Annotated in this window: 16 protein-coding genes; 10 read left to right on the top strand and 6 right to left on the bottom strand. The window is 43.2% G+C overall.

Annotated features, from left to right (window positions below; genetic code table 11):
• The first annotated feature begins 217 nt into the window (after positions 1-217).
• Positions 218-1012, top strand: coding sequence for a LuxR C-terminal-related transcriptional regulator (locus BCT34_RS20780; RefSeq protein ID WP_076652707.1), 795 nt, complete (start codon positions 218-220; stop codon positions 1010-1012).
• Between the two features lie 15 nt (positions 1013-1027).
• Here the strand turns inward: BCT34_RS20780 and BCT34_RS20775 are convergent, their stop codons facing one another.
• Both BCT34_RS20775 and BCT34_RS20770 read right to left on the bottom strand, forming a co-directional pair.
• Positions 1028-1861 (bottom strand): regulatory protein RecX, encoded by an 834-nt coding sequence (locus BCT34_RS20775; RefSeq protein ID WP_076652710.1) that lies wholly within the window; start codon positions 1859-1861, stop codon positions 1028-1030.
• 181 nt (positions 1862-2042) lie between these two features.
• A complete protein-coding gene (locus BCT34_RS20770) occupies positions 2043-3647 on the bottom strand; it encodes a mechanosensitive ion channel family protein (RefSeq protein WP_076652712.1) in 1605 nt (534 codons plus the stop codon).
• Between the two features lie 251 nt (positions 3648-3898).
• Here BCT34_RS20770 and BCT34_RS20765 point away from each other — a divergent pair, with 251 nt between their 5' ends.
• From BCT34_RS20765 to BCT34_RS20750, 4 genes are all read left to right on the top strand, one after another.
• Positions 3899-4147 carry a hypothetical protein gene (locus tag BCT34_RS20765; RefSeq protein WP_076652715.1) on the top strand — a complete coding sequence of 83 codons (249 nt, stop codon included), beginning with the start codon at positions 3899-3901 and terminating at the stop codon, positions 4145-4147.
• 921 nt (positions 4148-5068) lie between these two features.
• Positions 5069-7132, top strand: a complete 2064-nt coding sequence (locus tag BCT34_RS20760; RefSeq protein WP_076652741.1) for a protein-disulfide reductase DsbD domain-containing protein — start codon at positions 5069-5071, stop codon at positions 7130-7132.
• Between the two features lie 3 nt (positions 7133-7135).
• Positions 7136-7705, top strand: coding sequence for a protein disulfide oxidoreductase (locus BCT34_RS20755; RefSeq protein ID WP_076652717.1), 570 nt, complete (start codon positions 7136-7138; stop codon positions 7703-7705).
• A gap of 107 nt (positions 7706-7812) precedes the next feature.
• Positions 7813-8532, top strand: a complete 720-nt coding sequence (locus tag BCT34_RS20750) for a DsbA family protein (protein WP_076652744.1) — start codon at positions 7813-7815, stop codon at positions 8530-8532.
• A 328-nt stretch (positions 8533-8860) separates the two neighbouring features.
• Here the strand turns inward: BCT34_RS20750 and BCT34_RS20745 are convergent, their stop codons facing one another.
• The gene (locus BCT34_RS20745) at positions 8861-9877 is read right to left on the bottom strand and encodes a succinylglutamate desuccinylase/aspartoacylase family protein (RefSeq protein ID WP_076652720.1); all 1017 of its coding nucleotides are present in this window, start codon (positions 9875-9877) and stop codon (positions 8861-8863) included.
• A gap of 376 nt (positions 9878-10253) precedes the next feature.
• Between BCT34_RS20745 and BCT34_RS20740 the strand changes: the two genes are divergently transcribed.
• The 3 genes from BCT34_RS20740 (at position 10254) to BCT34_RS20730 (ending at position 12939) form a co-directional block, all read left to right on the top strand.
• The gene (locus BCT34_RS20740) at positions 10254-11207 is read left to right on the top strand and encodes a porin (RefSeq protein WP_076652722.1); all 954 of its coding nucleotides are present in this window, start codon (positions 10254-10256) and stop codon (positions 11205-11207) included.
• A 155-nt stretch (positions 11208-11362) separates the two neighbouring features.
• A complete protein-coding gene (locus BCT34_RS20735; protein ID WP_076652725.1) occupies positions 11363-12253 on the top strand; it encodes a DMT family transporter in 891 nt (296 codons plus the stop codon).
• Between the two features lie 68 nt (positions 12254-12321).
• Positions 12322-12939 carry a glutaredoxin gene (locus tag BCT34_RS20730; protein ID WP_076652728.1) on the top strand — a complete coding sequence of 206 codons (618 nt, stop codon included), beginning with the start codon at positions 12322-12324 and terminating at the stop codon, positions 12937-12939.
• Between the two features lie 176 nt (positions 12940-13115).
• Here the strand turns inward: BCT34_RS20730 and BCT34_RS24775 are convergent, their stop codons facing one another.
• The 3 genes from BCT34_RS24775 to BCT34_RS20720 all read right to left on the bottom strand — a co-directional run bounded on the left by BCT34_RS24775 (position 13116) and on the right by BCT34_RS20720 (position 15192).
• Positions 13116-13250, bottom strand: coding sequence for a hypothetical protein (locus BCT34_RS24775; protein ID WP_277869202.1), 135 nt, complete (start codon positions 13248-13250; stop codon positions 13116-13118).
• A gap of 285 nt (positions 13251-13535) precedes the next feature.
• Positions 13536-13886: a hypothetical protein gene (locus BCT34_RS20725; protein ID WP_017057980.1), complete on the bottom strand. Its 351-nt coding sequence runs from the start codon at positions 13884-13886 to the stop codon at positions 13536-13538.
• A 100-nt stretch (positions 13887-13986) separates the two neighbouring features.
• Positions 13987-15192, bottom strand: coding sequence for a multidrug effflux MFS transporter (locus tag BCT34_RS20720; protein ID WP_076652730.1), 1206 nt, complete (start codon positions 15190-15192; stop codon positions 13987-13989).
• A gap of 108 nt (positions 15193-15300) precedes the next feature.
• Between BCT34_RS20720 and BCT34_RS20715 the strand changes: the two genes are divergently transcribed.
• Positions 15301-16197, top strand: coding sequence for a LysR family transcriptional regulator (locus BCT34_RS20715; protein ID WP_076652733.1), 897 nt, complete (start codon positions 15301-15303; stop codon positions 16195-16197).
• Between the two features lie 142 nt (positions 16198-16339).
• The gene (locus BCT34_RS20710) at positions 16340-18184 is read left to right on the top strand and encodes a GGDEF domain-containing phosphodiesterase (RefSeq protein ID WP_076652736.1); all 1845 of its coding nucleotides are present in this window, start codon (positions 16340-16342) and stop codon (positions 18182-18184) included.
• Positions 18185-18251: the final 67 nt, after the last annotated feature.

The following is an 18251-nucleotide window of genomic DNA, read 5'->3' as shown; positions in this document are numbered from 1 at the left end:
GATTCCCCCGGGCATGCCCGGGGTACTTACCGTGACAACGCTAAAGCGTTGACCAAAATTACAAACAGCTTACGCTGTAATTTTGGAATTGGCATTCATCCACGGGTAAACCCGTGGTTTTCTGTATTCACAGAATAAAAATCTTATCTTGCACTGAGCCTCTCGAACGAATATCTTCTGTGCATTGACCGAATGAATGCTTTGTTAAAGGAAAGATGTGTCTGCTGTAAACCTAAGTTTTGAACAACTGTTAATGAAACAATCCAAATCTCTCATTAATAGCGATCCAAAACGTTTTCAAAAAACTTGGTCAGAAGCGAGCTTTGATGTACTCGATTGGTTTGGGATTGATCGTTTAACGCTTTATCCAAATTCAATGGTGTTGCTGGAAGATGGAAAAACGTGTTCCGTATCCAAGTCACATGTTCCTCTAATCAACAAACAAAGTTATGTTGGTGGCAATTATCTTGATTACTTAAAGCTGCTAAAAACCAACGAAACTTACCTCACTTTTACCAACTTAGAACTCGCTTCAAGCAAAAATTACGTTCTAAAGAAGATCTACAGAGAAGGGGGTCGATGGCACTGCATCATTCCGTTGCAGTTGTTTAATCAACGTTGGGGTGCCCTTTCATTTACCAATTTTAGTGACAACAACAAGACTTTCGAGCTCGAAGACATTGAACGCTTAAAGCTTGTTTGTGAGATATGGCTTTGTTATTGGCAACATTCGACATTAGCGCGAACGTTAAAACAGAATGAAAACCTGTTGGAAGATGATAGTGATAAGTTGCTATTGCTGACTAAGAGGCAAACGAAAGTTTTGGCACTTATCGCCCAAGGCCTCAGTGCCAAAGAATGTGCCGAGCAATTGCATTTAAGTTCAAGAACGATCGAGTCACACAAGTATCGAATGCTCGGTCTACTGGATTTAAATAACCACAGCGAGCTTGTTCAGTTCGCTTTACGCAACGGGTTAGGTATTGCTGAAAACCAATACGCTACTCGCTAAAATTCGATGCTCTTTTTATTCGTTGCCCTCACTCAGCGCGAATTTAATCTCATCGGATGAAAAGCCTTTACGACTCAACATCGCATAAGCCTTTGAACGTTCTTTGTGATCGTTTAGGTCATAAGATTTCTTCTGCAACTGCTCTAAACACGAAGAGTAGAAGTCTAGCTGTTCTTCGTTAATCAATCGGTCGATAAGCGATGGCAACTCACTGGTATCTATCTGTCGCTGTCTAAGCTCTTGCTGAATGGCAGTTAACCCCTTCCCTTTGCGCGCATACTTGAGCACCTCTTTTTCCAAGTCGGCCTTCTCAGCCTTAATTTGAATATTACTTTTCAGTTGATGCGCTTGTGGGTGCTGGTCAATCGCTACCTTAACTTGTTGATAGCTAAAGCCACGCTTTTGCAGGGTCGCGACTAACTTTTCACGGCTCATGGTAAAGCTTGGGTAGTAATGGTTGATTCGGTCTATCAAGATGGTTTGTTCATCAATAGATTTTTCGTAGGATACCTTATGGATAGCATCAGAAATTACTGAGCCCGGAAGCCCCTTCTTCTTCAGTTTTTCGACAATGTATTGAGAACCAAATTCACCAGAGAAAGCTTGTTCCGTGAATTGCTCGGCGAACACTTGGTCAGACTTGAGATACCCAAAGCCTTTCAACGTCTCTAAAGTTTCATCGATCCATTCTTGATTGTCGGTTTTCACTTTTAGCTTTGCTGTCAGCTCGCTTTCCGTCATGTCCCTCTGGGTTAGATGCCACATCGCAGAGTTCATGACGCTTTCGATTCGTGTCGCTTTTCTTACCGTAGTATTTCTAGTATTTGTTTTTTGCTGTGAATCATCCATTCGCTTTCAACTGTCCAGATTGAGCCTACCCCATCATAACGTAATTCTAAGATGGTTGACGCGACATAAAAGAACAAAGCCCAATATAAAAATGGCAGCCAATAAAAATGGACGCTTATTCAGCGTCCATTTGATATCACGTTAAGAATGATGACTCGAAGCCACATTTTGCTTTTAGGTATTAGCTCTCTTCGTGATTGTAAACATGTACATCTCGTTGAGGGAATGGAATCGTGATGCCTTCTTCATCAAAGCGTTTCTTCACGGTTTCTGTCACGTCCCAGTACACATCCCAGTAGTCGTCAGTCTTAACCCAAGGTCGAACTACAAAATCAACCGAAGAGGTATTCAAGGTGTGAAGCTTGATCATGTGCTCTGGCTTTTTCAATACTAGAGGGTGCGCAACAATGATTTCGTTTAACACTGCTTTCGCCTTATCAATGTCATCAGAGTAACCAATGCCAAATACCATATCGACACGTCTGACACGCTCCGCAGTGATGTTGTTGATCACGTCACCCCAAATCTTGTTATTTGGGATCACCAAACGTTGGTTATCAATGGTTTGAACCGTTGTCGACACTAAGCTCATGTCTTTTGCTGTACCTTGCACACCAGCGACTTTAACCATGTCGCCCACATCATAAGGGCGGTAGATCAAGATCATCAAACCCGATGCAAAGTTAGATAACGTATCTTGCAATGCAAAACCAATGATGACACCCGCCACACCAAAACCGGTTAATAAAGGCGCCAACTCGATCCCTATCTGAGACAAGGCAATCAGCAAACCAATAAACACAACCGCTTTAGACGCGATTGATACAAAGAACTCCTGCATCAATACACTGAAGTCCATTTTAGAGTGCGAGACACTCCTACGAACGGTCTTGCGAGCCACATTAGCAATAAGGCGAGTTATATACAAAATACCGAGAAACAGCGCGAGTTTAACGATAAAAGAAGGGGTATTTTCAAAAGCCCATGAACTGAACGAACGAAGCCAACCATCTAAGAGCTCCAGTGCCACATCAACATCCAACACATCTGCGTTAATGTCGCCTGTCGTCGCTAAAAGCACACGCTTGTATGAAGTCACATCTACACCGAACGGTTCCATCAGCGTGATAGTCTCTTCTAAGCTCGCCACCATAACGCTCGTACGCTCACTGAAACGTTCAAGCTCCTTCTTAATGTTCGCTTTCTCTTCTTCATTCACGAAAGACAAACGCGCTTCAAGATCTTGTCGTTGAGTATCAGTATAAAGAATCGCATTAGTTAGGTATTTTGATCGAGATACTAAGTCAACTTTTAACGCTTTTTCAGTCGCAGCTACATCTATGCCACGCTCTTTCGACCAATCTAAGGTCTTAGCAAGCTGTTGATAGTAAACATCCATCATTCCGATTCGTTTTTGAATGCGTAATTCAATGCGTTTTTTAGCGTCACCTTCAGCTAAACGATTTTCTTTACTCATTGAAACAATTTTGGTTTCATTCAACGACAGCAATTTTTGTAGTAGTTCAACCTGCTGAGCAAGAGTGGCATCTAACCCCTCTTTTTTATCTGACGATAGCTGTGAAAAAATTTCTTCGCGTAGACCCTGATTCTTACGCCTTAATATATCTTCAAGAAAGGGCTTCTCAGCATCATGCGCCGCTTCTAATGCCGCCAGATCGAGCATTAGCTGATCTTGTACTTTTGCTATTTTCTCAACGCTCTGCGCGTGACTTCCAAATGCGACAAACGCCAACATTAACAATAGACAACGCCAAACCTTCATCATATTAATTCCTATTCCTGTCTAAATTGACCCTATAAATAGTAGTAAAAAGAATATGGATAACAAGCATTTAAACGTATGTTATGTTAAAAATTCGCAAAATATCAGCGAGCTTCTAATATTTGAGAGTTTCAATCCCCTCTCATGACCTGTAGAGTACGCATCCAACAAAGAACAACGACTAATGTCTTTACTTCGGCGCATGCACAAAACGCCTTAAATATGATGTTAGCTCACAGCAAGAGAGCGTAAAAATGAACAACGAACTTGATGTTATTGAGTCTCTGGAAGAACTAGAGCAATTCCTAATTTCAGTGGAAGCTGGCGGTTTGGGCCTTGAAGGCGTTGAAGGTGTTGGTATGGCGACTAACAACTCTGATGGTCGTCACTTCGTTGCTGTATTCAACAGCAGCCACAAAGTTCTGCTTGCTCGCTGGATCAGCAAAGAAGTTTTTGAAAATGGTAAAGACTTGGTACGTAACGGCCCTCGCCGTAATCACTAAGAATTTTCAATAACACTAGTGATCAGAGCCCAACAAGATCATCTACGATCAGTTGGGCTTTTTTGTATCGCGCAATCGATAATTAAGAACTCGAGTTCAAATAAACCACTCGCACAGAATAACTTCGCGATAACTGCCAGTTGTTGTGAACTTTATCTAGAGCCCAATGTCGTATTCGCGTGAGTTGGTTTTTATGCGTCGTTTATCGTGTATCGCTCATTTATACCTAGTTTCACTTTAACAATTTTATGACTTGTGGCACGAAGAGAACTTATCTAAGCTAGCCACAATTCAACGAGCTCGTTTTAACAACTAACTGATTTGATTACTGACTAATTTGCTGAACATATCGCTACTTTTCTTATCTACACAGAATCGTCGACAAAAGCATTCGCTTTGGGCGCTCTTCCTGACCGGACTGGTTATCGTAACTTGTCTGGCGAGTACGCTGGCCGTAAAGAAAGTATCCATTTCAACTTCTCTTATTGGTCAACCGCTCCAAGTTGACGCACAAGCTCACTCTGATACCAGTAATCCTCAAACCGACATCGCTTCTTCTGAAAAAATGGCCACGCTGTACGCCAGTGTTTTCGATTTAGAAGCCTCTAAAATGTTAACGTCTCCCAATTCAAGTTCATGCAGCCTGAGTTCGAAAATGCTGACCTTTGCCGCCCCAAAAACCGGCTGGCTGATCCCATTCGTATTGATTATTGCAGTTGCATTTAACTTACCACCTCACATCTCGAGATTATCTAGAGACAATCATCGCTCTTCTCGACCTACAAAACACCGACTGCATCTAAAGCACTGTATATATAGAGAGTAAATAACCGGGCTACTACACCCTTTTATTTATTTTTTGGAGATACATTTGTGTACAACACACTTCTAACTAAGTTTGTCGATTCATTGGCATTCTCTATGCGTACATGCGCGAAAACCTTAGTCACTGCCCTTTTGGTTATGACGTCATTTACCGCCTTGGCACAAACCACGGGCTGGCTTAGTGTGCCTGAGCATCCGCCTGTAAAAATGCGAATGATGTCGACGGGTGAACAGTCGGATAACAGTTCTAAAATTCAAACCGTACTCGACGTTGAACTCGACGGTGACTGGAAAACCTATTGGCGTAGCCCTGGGGAAGGTGGTATTCCCCCAAGCTGGGACTGGTCTGCATCGACTAATATCGAGTCTGTAGAGTGGCACTGGCCTATTCCTAAATACTATGAACAGCTCGATGTTATGACGCTAGGCTACAAGCATCATGTGAGTTTTCCGATCACGCTGACATTAAAGGACAATACTCAACCAGCTGTGTTCAAAGCATCACTGAACTTTCCATCTTGTACCAATATTTGCGTCTTGACCGATTACGACATTGAACTGCCGATTGATCCGCAATCATTACAACTTGATGAACAAGCCATGTTCTTATTTAACCAAGGGATGAGCCAATCTCCACGAGAAGCTAACCGCACTTCGGTAAATGGCCTGTTTTGGGACAAAAGCAAGCAACAACTGGTCACTCAGCTGACAAGTAAAGATGGCTGGGATAAGCCAATGGTCTTGATTGACGGACAAGAAGTGATTGATGATTTCTTCTCTCAACCAAATGTCCACATCACAGACAATACAATGACTGCTGTATTTGATGTGAGTAACTGGATTGGTGAAGTCGACCTTACCGATCGCACGGTCAGTGTTACAGTCTCAGATACCAACTTTGCTGAAGAGATGACAGCTAAAGTGGGCTCAGAGCCAATCACTTATCAAGAGAGTAACAACAGCTTTATTGCGATGTTCGGTTTTGCCTTAATTGGTGGTTTGATCCTCAACATCATGCCATGTGTGTTACCTGTATTAGGAATGAAGTTAAACAGCATCATTCAGAACCAAGGGGCGTCTAATCGTCATATCCGACTCTCATTCTTAGCGTCTGCTTCAGGTGTCATTACATCATTTGCTCTGCTAGCCCTTGGGATGACCATTCTAAAAATGGGTGGCAATGCGATTGGTTGGGGAATCCAGTTCCAAAATGTTTGGTTCATCGGATTCATGTTGATCATCACTTTGCTGTTCTCGATTAACCTGCTTGGGCTATTCGAATTCAGACTACCATCAGGTTTAAATACTTGGATGGCAACCAAAGGCGATGATTCACATTCAGGCCACTTTGTACAAGGCATGTTTGCGACGTTGTTGGCAACACCGTGTAGCGCACCATTCCTTGGAACTGCAGTCGCATACGCACTTGGTGCAAGCTACCAAGAATTATGGGCGATTTTCATCGCGCTCGGTATCGGTATGAGTGCGCCTTGGCTGATCTTTGCTCTATTTCCAAGCCTAACCAGATTGCTTCCGAAACCTGGGGCGTGGATGTTCAAGGTTAAGCTGATATTTGGCTTAATGATGTTCATCACCAGCCTATGGTTAACAAGCCTTTTGAGTCCATTCATTGGCAAATTCCCAACGATTCTGTTGTCCCTTTTTATCGTGATTTCAGTTTTGGTTTGGATTGGCATGAAATTAGGTCGCAAGGTACTGATTCCTATCGTGGCAACCACAACCTTAGTATTTGGTGCTGCATTGATCGTTGGTAGTGTCACCGCAGATAACTGGGCGACACCTATTGTTGACGATCTCGCTTGGCAAAAGCTGGGTGCGAAGCAAATCCCTCAGTTAGTTAATGAAGGAAAAACGGTATTTGTCGATGTGACCGCTGATTGGTGTATCACCTGTAAAGCCAACAAGATCGGTGTCATCCTGCAAGACCCTGTCTACAGCCATCTACAACAAGAAGACATTGTTTTGATGAAAGGTGATTGGACAACACCAAGTGAAAGTGTCACTCAATATTTACAAAGTAATGGGCGCTTTGGGGTGCCTTTTAATATCGTCTACGGCCCAAGCTATAAAAACGGTATTCCACTGCCTGTCATTCTCGACAGTGACACTGTCGTTCAAGCCATCGATGCTGCGAGATAACAAATGAAGACTCCCAACAATGAAGATAAACCTAGCACGACTGAAGACAGCGCTGTAAAGGGTGAAACCAAAAAGCCAAGTCGTCTTAAAAAGTGGGGAAAGGAACTGGTTTCAATGATATTGATCGTTGGCGTGGTTTCATTTGCAATGGATTTTTATCACAGCAGAAGCATGCCTAAAGGCGAAGCGGTTCCTATCGTTGGCCAGTCGATCCAAGGGGAAGATATTGATGTTATCGAGCTGAGCAAGAATGGTAAGCCAGTCATTGTCTATTTTTGGGCGACTTGGTGTGGAGCATGTAAATTCGTGAGCCCTACCATTAATAGTTTTAATGATTCCCATCAAGTGGTTTCGGTAGCTCTTTCATCGGGCCCGGACGAGCAAGTTCAGCGCTTCATAGACGCTAAAGAATACGACTTTCCGGTGATCAATGATCTTTCAGGACACATCAGTAAAGACTGGGGAATCAACGTCACCCCAAGTGTTGTCATCATCAAAGACGGGAAGATCAGCAGTATCGCAACAGGCGTTACATCCCCAATAGGCATTTGGCTAAGGGCTTACTTCGCATAACCTATGCAGAACAACAAGCTATTCGGTCAATTCAAAACAGATAAAGAAGACTATTGCGAGCGCACCAGTTAAGCGCTTGCCGTCACGAAGAATTAGAGATTAATAACATGAAAAAACTTCTGATAAGCACACTGATTTTAGGCTCACTGATGAGCGCAAACGCTTTTGCAGAACTAAACAAAGAGCAAGCTAAACAGCTTGAAGAAATTAATCAATTTCTGAAGGAGAACCCTTCTACGATCTCGGGTTTGCACACTAGCTTAGAGCAGTACGTCGCAGGTCAAGAACAAGCGAAAAAAGCCCAAGCGGAAAGCCATGATTGGTTGTATAACAATGACGCCCACCCAATCACGGGTAACCCAGATGGCAAATCAGTTATCATTAACTTCACCGACTATAACTGTCCCTACTGTAAACGCTTAGAGAAAGGTTTATTGAAATTAGCCTCTGAAAACAGCGACATTCAAGTGATCAACGTATACCTGTCGTTTAAACAACAACAAGTTGCGGGGCTAGACACCAACGCGGCGCTATACGCGATGAAAGTATGGAAAGATAATCCTGAAGCATTCCCTGAAGTAAACCGACTATTAATGGCGAAAAGCGGGATTCACTCGAAAAGCTCACTAGAAGCCGTTGCCAAGAAGACGGGAACAGAGGCAGAGCTAAAAACAACCCAAGAACAAAGCCAAGTTCTAACCACTAACCATCAAACGTTCAGTGCGCTCGGCTTAACGGGTACGCCAACCATGATGATGAATGGACATGTTTTACCTGGATATGTGCCTTACGACCGATTAAAAGAGATCGTAAATGACACTTTTTAATCGAATCTAAATAGAGATAAAGACTCAAAAAGTAGTGCATAAAAAGTAGCAAACAAAAAGCCGACTAGCGTAACTCGCGGTCGGCTTTCTCATGAACTTAAAGTAATGTTTTCTATATTATTTTTGAAACAGAAAAACAGTCAAAGTGTCATTATCTTGCAATGGGTTCTTAATTTACCTTCGCTACTCTAAAAGCAGTTCTCTCGATGAGTCCAAGACGTGCTTACTCTAGACAACTGTCCTTTGACCGAGTCCTGCTCGGTCTTTTTTTATGTGTTTTAGATGGCTACACACCGCATTCATGCGGAAAAATCCAACGGGACTTAACCTAACTCAGTAAGCGACAAACAAGCGCACCCGGCTCCCTTAACGCGTCCACGTTATAACTCAGCACTCGCCCATTAGACGGTGCATGATAACGGCGACATTCATTACCAAAAGCGTCATATTGAATAGCCAACAAATCATCTTGCTCTACGTTCTGCAGAAGCTCGACCTGTGGCAATACGAAACCGCCAATATCTGCGCGGATAGAAACCACATTGTTGCCCTCGATCCAATCCATGTTTGGCAATTGGATTTTCTCTGGGTTATTTATGTCTCTCTCGAACATTTCATAATAAGACAGCATATTAAAAACACCGTCTACCGCTCGCTGAATCATATCTGGCTGAGTAAATTTACCCATTCCCACTTCCACCGTGATACTCGGAATTCCACTTCGATTCCAAACCGTTTCTAAGATACCAGGGTCGCCAGGATCGTTCAGAACACAATCGGGCTGCATTAGCCTTGCCATCTCTAAACATTGTTCCATTCGGTAATCAGCAAACACATAAAGCGGATAGACTGCGCCACGAGTTTGGGTGTGGAGGTCAACGGCAAAGGTCGCGTTGTGCCTAAGTAAATGCTCCCATAAAGAGCCAACAAAGCGCTCTGCAGCTAAGCCATTTGCATCACCCGGAAAGAGTCGATTAAGGTTAGCAGGACATGATCCGGGATCTGACGAGATAAAGTCACGACTGTGGTTAAGCAAACCCGATAAATTTACAGTAGGCACTATCGTTACCGTGCCTTTAAGAGTTTTACCGACTAAATCTCTGATAATTTGCTGAGCAGCCAACACACCATTGAGCTCATCACCGTGAATACCAGCAGTGATCATCAACTTCGGGCCTTCTTGACTGCCTTTGAAAACAGAAACAGGCATGTTTTTGGGTTGCCCTAGCCCATCACTGGTCACTTGAAACCAAAACTGGTGCTCTCCAACGGGTAGGTCTTCAACATTCAAGGAGCCAATAACCTGCCTACCTTGTAAAACATCGCCTAAGTACTCTGTTTTCATCCAACGTCTCCATCTTATTGAGCAGAATCTATTCTCTTCTAAGTTTTTGCATCATAGAGGATATCTTAATCAGTACAAGCAGTTAATCAGTCTCACAAGGCCTGAATGACTCCCAAATCTCTCCAACATCAGCATCAATAATTCCGAGATAAAGCTTTTAAAAGTGGCCTCTAAAATCCACATAGTTTCTACTGCTCGTCATAAGCCACTCAAAGAACTGAAATAAAAGTGCAATAAAATCAACAAGTAAAAAGTTCCCTATTCACGAAAATGTAATTTTACAGAAATGAAAGCTTAATTTAGCTGCTCTAAATTAGCTTCATATCGAAACGGAGAGCACTTCGCTCACGGATTTTAAAATACAAGGTAAGTGATTATGAAAAAGGCAGTTCTAGCTTCTGCAGTGGTAGCAGCATTAATTTCAGGTTCATCTCTAGCAGCAACCGTTTACAGCTCTGATGGTACAGAACTAAAGATTGGCGGTCGTGCTGAAGCTCGTTTCAACATATCTGACAACAACGAAAGCGCAGCTGACAGCTCTTTCAAAGACAAGTCACGAGCTCGTCTAAATATCTCAGGTAAAACTCAAGTTTCAGATGAGTTATACGGCTTTGGTAAATATGAAGCTGAATTTACTGGAGATACGGCTGAAGGTGTAAATGGAGAGAAAACGGACTCACTTACTAACCGTTATTTCTATGCTGGCCTTGGTACAAACTTCGGTGAGTTCTCTTACGGTAAGCAAGATTCTGCGCAAGTAATGCTAACTGATATTACAGATACCATGGCTACATTTGGTGCAGACGCTGCTGATGCAGTTGCTGGTAACAAAGACAAACGCGAGAACAACTTCCTTTATTCTGGTGAGTTTAATGCACTAACCGTTCAAGCTAACTACATCGCAGCAGATGAAAAAGATGCAGATAGCTTTGGCCTTGCTGCTATGTACAACCTAGGTGCTTTTGACCTTGGTGCTGGTTATGTTTCTCAAAAGAATGGTAGCTTCGATGATGACCAGGTTAACCTTGTAGCTCAGTTCTCTATGGATGCGTTTACTGTTGGTGGTCTATACACAATGGCTTCAGTTGCAGATGAAGATTACACTGGCTACGAACTATCAGCCATCTTCAAAGCAACTAAACAGCTATCACTAATTGGCGTATACAACTACGGTGAGTTTGATAAAGCAGCTGACGAAGAAGCAAATAACTTTGCTATTGAAGCTGTATATAAGTTCAACGGCCACATTCGTACATATGCTGGTTACAAGTTTGAACAGCTAGACAATAAAGATGACCAACTACAAGCGGGCATCCGTTACGACTTCTAATCTAAATCGATTTTAGATTAGTGCTAAAAAGGTTGGGCAATGGCTCAACCTTTTTTCATATTCAAATATTCTGACTAACTTCATCAATGCTTTTTCTGGTTAAGTGGTGCTAAATCCGTATCATAGGTGGACCACATCAAACAATTAGAAGCATCATGTCACAACACCATCCGATCCAAGGCGCTAGCTGGATGCTAACCGCAGGCCTAGCCTTTGCCGTTATTAACAGCCTAACTCAAATTGCTAGCATTCATTTCGGACTTACTTCTACCACCGTTGCCGTCATTCAATACGCCATCGCATTGTTCGCTATTCTTCCTTATCTGAAAACGCTGGGCATTCGCCGTGCGCTAAAAACTGACAACCTCAAATTGCATGTATTCCGTGTCTTTTTGTCTGTTATTGGTATCCAACTTTGGATATGGGCACTGGCTCACCCAGTACCGATTTGGCAAGGCATTGCCCTTCTCATGACATCGCCACTATTTGCTACCATAGGTTCAGGGTTGTTTCTCAAAGAAAAAGTTGGAGCTGCTCGCTGGGGTGCGACCTTAGCCGGCTTCGCTGGAGCGATGGTAATTTTAGAGCCGTGGGCTGAAGACTTTAACTGGGCGACACTGTTACCGGTTGGCGCGGCGTTCTTTTGGGCGTGCTACTCACTCATGGTGAAAAAGCTCTCTTCGCAAGACAGTCCTTCAACCATGGTGGTATATCTTCTGCTATTAATTACGCCATTTAACATCCTGCTTGCCGCACCAGATTGGCAAACGCCAAGTGGCGGTACCATTTGGGCTATCTTGATTGTTATCGGTGTAATGACAGCACTCGCTCAATGGGCGATTGTAAAGGCTTACTCGGTCGCTGACGCTTCGTTTGTACAACCGTTTGACCACGCGAAATTGCCGCTAAATGTTTTAGCAGGTTGGATTGTGTTTAGTTGGGTTCCGCCGGGTCGTTTATGGCTAGGGGCTGCTATTATTATTGCGTCAGTGGCATTTATAACGCACTGGGAAACCAAAAAACCGTCGAAACTGAAGAAAGTTTAGGGTGAGTGAAATAAATAGTTCGACTGTCCGTTCTATATGGATAAGAGAATTCAAACGAGGCCGTAACCATGAAGAAACCAGTCAAGATTACACTATACCGTTGGGCAGGCAGCTGGGGTCCATTTAAAGTTAACATCCCATGTGGAGAATGTACCCTTACTAAAGACATTCTGAAGGATACTTTTGAGAATGAGTTGGCTGATGTCGATGTCGAACTGGAAGTGAAAGATTGGTTGTCTCACTGGTGGGAGCCATTAAAGCTAGGCTCTTGGCACGCACCGATCCTCGTTGTTGAAGGCAAGGTAGTCAGCCAAGGCGAAGCGCTTAACCGCGGAGTATTGGTTCAATCTGTCATTAAAGAGTGGACCAAACGAGACAGCCTAAAAGGCAGTATCGTTTACGGTAAGGCGACTTGTCCATTCTGTGTTAAAGCAAAGAAAATGCTTGATGAAGCTGGAGTTGAATACCAATACCACGATGTAGTAAAAGACAGCGCCGCTTTGTATCGTATGATTCCAGAAGTAAAAGCGCATATTGGTGAGAAAACACCCGTGACTGTTCCACAAATCTGGCTTGATGGTAAGTACATCGGTGGCGCCGACAACTTAGAAGCGTGGATGAAAGAGAATGGCTTAGATAGCATCCCTAATAATGTGGTCGACTTATCCAACCAATCTGCTGGCTGAATTCATTAAAAGTCATTAGTCAGAAGCTTAAACAGTGTTTTTTGTGTCCATCCACAACAAAACTGAGCGATGAAAGTCATCAATCGCTAAAACGAAAAAGGCCTTAAACTGAACTGATCCCAATCGTTGGACACCAGTAAGTTTAAGGCCTTTTAAAATTCCGTTTTTGAAAATGCTTATTTAGCCATTTTCTTCATCATTCGCTTAAAGAATGATGGCTTCTTTGGCTTTGAAGTGCCGTACAATACTTCGTGCATCATGTTTTTTGCTGCCATTTGACCAAGGTATGCGTGGCCTAGTTCGTAATTCATGCTTATCTCCGCACTTAATCAACTTTCTTGTGCGCGGATTTTACACGTAAAACACCCAAAAACAAGATCTAAATCACACTTTAATGCAATATAAGCACTCCCTTTGCAGAAAACCTATTTCTACATCTACGCAAACAAAAATTATACATTAAATTCAATAATTTACTCTAAGGTCTGGTTTATTCTTAATGCTCCATTCCTAATCGCAATCCAAGTCATCAGTTTAGACACTTGTAAAAAAAGCAGCTCAAGAGAGCTGCTTTCTAAAATACTTTACTGAGAAACCTAGCTACGCTTTGGCTGTCTGTAAGTTTTACCTGCAATTTGGTATGTATCTTTCTGCTTCAATTCAAACATTGTTTCAAAGAACCAAGCTGCAAATTTGATTAAGTCATCGCCTTCATTCATGACATGTTCGATGTACTCTTGCTCTTCGCCTTGTTCATTTTCTTGAAGCGTCACGTGGTAAATACGCTTTTCGCCTTCCACTTCAGCTAGCGCAAATTGACCAGTCAGTGATGCAGCAGCCTCAGCGACTTCTGTATCCTCATTGGATTTCAATAGCTCAAGCGCTTGAGGCAGGCCATCTAGTGCGCAGATAGCTTTTACCAGTACTTCAAATTCATTTTGCTGCATTTTGTTTTTACCTATTCAATGGACCGAAGCATTGTAGAAAACCATCAGCACAAATACAACGTATTAACGATGGTGCGTTGGACGATAGTGAACTAGGCAATTAGCTATATTCCACTCCAACAGTATCGTTCTTTTTGTTCACTTTGGTTGAGGACCAAAGCACCCCGCCCATAGCAGCACCAATGATGAGGTAGAACACGCCTAGCTGTAAATGAGTCGTGACCCAACTCTCTACTAGATACCCACCCAATAAACCCGCTAAACACATCTGGATTGATCCTGACAACGCGGAAACTGCACCCGCTTGTTTCTTATGAGGCTCTAATAACATGCTGATTGATAGTGGGAACGAGATACCTTGTGCTATCGCTAACCAAGTAAACGCCCAAACTAAGTTAAAGATGGATAACTCATGAGTCAAAAGCCAAGTTCCCGATGCCAAGATAATCAAGATAGCTAGGCTCATCAACTGAGGCGTGCTAAACCGACGATTGAGCAAGTTTAAAGCGACACTACCTATCAGTAAGCCGGCCGAAGGAACAATCATCAAGGAGCCATATTCAGCGGCGGTCAGCCCTAATTGGTCTTGCATTAAGAATGGAAACAACGATAGCGAAACCAAACTCGCCATGTAGCTCATCCAGTTATAACTGGCACTGGTCAATACTTGGCGATTGGTCAACAAGCGCCCGTAGTTCTTCACTACTTGGCAAGCATCAAAGCGGCTTTTTCCGTATGGCAAAGTTTCATGCAGAACAAAGAACCCTAGCGTGAATATCGCCAATAAATACAATAGAACGAACAGGAATACCGCCTGCCAACCGAGGTGAAATGAAATCCAACCACCAAATACTGGCGCGATGATCGGCATGATCGAAGCAGTGATCGAGATATAAGACAACGCTTTGGTAAGCTGTGAACCATCATAGCTGTCACGAAGCACGCTTCGCCCAAGAACCGAGGCACTACCTGCCCCTAAACCTTGCAACAAGCGACCAACTTCCAGCGCTGTCATATTGTCAGAAAACACAACACAAACGACAGTACCAATCAAATAAACACCCTGACCTAACAAGAATATAGGCCTTCTTCCCACCGCATCGGACATCGGTCCGTAAAATAGCTGCGACAAACCAAACCCCACAAGAAACAGCGTGACGAGCAATTGCACATCCACTTGGGTAACACTTAAGTCAGCAGCAATGAGCGGCAATGATGGCAAGTAGATGCTCACACCCACCTGCCCCGTAGCAATGATCATCATTGCTAAGAGTAACGGCGTTTTTTTAAAGGTCGATTGGCTCAAAAAATTCCCTATTCGTTTGAAATTTGTGCATTAGGTGAGTTTACATTCAAAACCAATAATTGATAATTAGCTAAATTGGAATTTAATTAAGTCCCAACAGGAAACAATATGGATTGGATTCTTAACGTAAAAAGCTATGTCAGAGTAGTGGAAGAAGGTAGCTTCAATGGTGCAGCTCGAAAACTGAACACCACCAGCTCAGCGATCAGCAAAAGAGTAAACTGGCTAGAAGAACGTATTGGCACTCAACTGTTAAAGCGAACCACACGCTCAATTAGCCAAACTGAAGCGGGCGCGCTGTTTTACCAACGAGCTAAGGATCAGCTCGATAACTGGCAATCCATTATTGATGAGACTCGCTCGGTTAACCAAACCCCAGCAGGTTTGTTAAAAATAGGCGCAACAATTGCTGTTGGGTCTAAGTTTCTAGTGCAATACATGGACGACTTCTTAGAAAAGTATCCCGATATTAAAGTGCAGCTCATCACTACTACTCCAGGGCAATTACCGGAACTGGGCTTAGATCTGGTGATCAGTCGAGAACTGGAACAACTTAACTCTTTAAGCTTCAAGAAAACACCGCTGTTTGAACACAAAGCCAGCTTCTATGCAGCGCCAAGCTATTTGGCTAAGCATGGCTATCCTAGTAACGAACAAGACTTAGAGCAGCACAACTCCTTGATCTGGGGCGAGCGCCCTACCCGCGAAGTGACGCTCACAAAAGGGCAGCGCATCACCCTCAATGGTAACTTTGCTACCACCAATCCAGAGGCTTTGTTTCATGCTGCGAAACGAGGAATGGGCGTGCTGCTCACCATAAAAGCGATGATCAAAGAGGATCTAAAACAAGGGACATTGGTTCCAGTATTGCCAAATATTACTGCCGACGAAGTGATGGTTTACGCGTACTACCCTAAGCTTGATTACTCGCATACGCGAACAAAACTATTTTTGGACCATCTGAAAGAGAGATTAGACAAAGAGCGTAACACCCAGGCTCTGTGAAATAAGTCACATTTTAATTTGAAAAGTTATACAACACGGCCGATAATAAACAAGACGCATATCGATTATTCAAAGATGCACATATAGATAAGCACACGCTTACAGTATACAAAGTGAATCTGGTTAACTAGGGATGGTAACTATGACTCAACAGACTCAAAACAACATGATAAGCACCGAGCGTATTGGTCGCTTACTTAAGTTGGAAGGGATCGACCTTTTAGAGTCAGCCGTGCTTACTTTACATCAAACCTTTGATACCCAGTACACTAGCATCATCGAGAAGAAGCACTTCCCTGATCAAATCGTTCCTTTGGTGATCGCTCAGTCCGACCATGTGTTGCATGACAAAATCAATGCGCGCCATGGTCATATCTACCAACAAGCGGTCAATCAAAGACACCCGGATTGCTCATTTGCTCAATACGTCGTCCAGTCGTTACCGACATCGGCATTTAGACAAGAAATCACCTCACAAAATTCCATCGCAATACCGACTCGAACTCAAAGTGGCGAAGTGATGGGCGTATTGTTCTCAAAGTTCACCTCACCTCTTAGTCCAGACCAACAGCAAGATGTAATAAAATATCATCAATTATTTGCCGACATCATCATCCATACGTTGAGAGAGATGTGGTTCAACGATCGTTCTGAGCAACTGGTGAATCAACTGAGTTATGAGGTATCACACGACAGTCTGACTGGGTTACTAAACCGAAGCTGTCTATCAGATACCTTAGAGTCCATCACGCAACAAAGCGTCACGCCGTTTACATTAGCCCTGCTTGATATCAATAGCTTCAAGGCCATTAATGACATGTACGGCAATTATGTTGGCGATAAAGTCCTTCAATTTGTCGCTGAAACTTTGCGGAAAACCTTACCCGAAAGTAACCTCACTTTCCGTACCGCTGGTAATGAATTTGCCTTTATTACCTACCACTCAGACCCGATAGCGGTATGTGAACAGATACTGGAAAAAATAAGACAAGGTTATAGCAGCGTTGATATTAAGATAGATCTAGAGCTCAGCGTTGGAATGGCCAGTTCGGATGGAGACAACAAAGACGTAGAGCAGATCATATTCAACACGAGCTTGGCACTTAAAGAGTGCAAGCACAGTCAAGATAACCATATTCAATGCTATGACACCCACTTAAGATCTCGCTACCAAAGAAAAACCGAGTTAATCGCTGCGCTGCGCAATGAACTCGAAAACCCGATTTCACAAAGCTATATCCCCGACAGCAATGGAATGTATGTCGTTGTGCAACCCATTGTGGGCAAAGGTGACACACAGTGGCAATATTTCGAAGTACTGACTCGCTGGAAAACCGCCAGACACGGTGACATCTCACCAGTAGAGTTCATTCAAGTCGCTGAAGAGTCTGGGCTGATTGTCGAACTAGGTGAGCGTATTATTGAATTGGTCTGCCGCGCCAAAACCACTCTAGAACAAGGTTTAGGTTACAAGATCAAGCTTGGGATAAACTGTTCCGCGCATGAGCTTACCGACTCTAAGCGCTATATTTCCTATCTCACTAGAACCATTGAACAGCATCACTTTAAAGCTGATGAGTTTGTTATTGAGCTAACCGAAACTGTGTTGTTGTCTCCAACTCAAGAGACCAAATCAGCACTAAACTTCCTGAGAGGACAAGGCTTTACCATTGCACTTGATGACTTTGGTACGGGCTACTCCAGTTTGAACTACATTCACAGCTACCCTATCGATTGCATTAAAATTGATGCCACCTTTATCCGTAATTTGTTGACCAATTCAACCTCTGAGAGCGTTGTTTGGCTGATTGTTCAACTTGCTCATAGGCTTGACGTATCACTAGTTGCGGAAGGCGTAGAGAAGCGTGAACAGTTAGAAAAACTGCACGCTATGGGATGTGACAAGATACAAGGATACCTCTACTCTCCACCGATGCGACCTGAAGCTATCGTCACTTACGTTACCCACTCAGAACCGTTAGCTTAAATACTTGCTTTCGTTACTCCAAGATCGACAAAGCCGTGAAAGCAGGACTCTGTTTAGAGTGATGCTC

The organism is Vibrio sp. 10N.261.45.E2, from assembly GCF_002875705.1.
GTDB lineage: Bacteria > Pseudomonadota > Gammaproteobacteria > Enterobacterales > Vibrionaceae > Vibrio.
The sequence above is the reverse complement of the archived record's forward strand: the minus strand, read 5'-3'. Positions and strand labels throughout refer to the sequence as shown.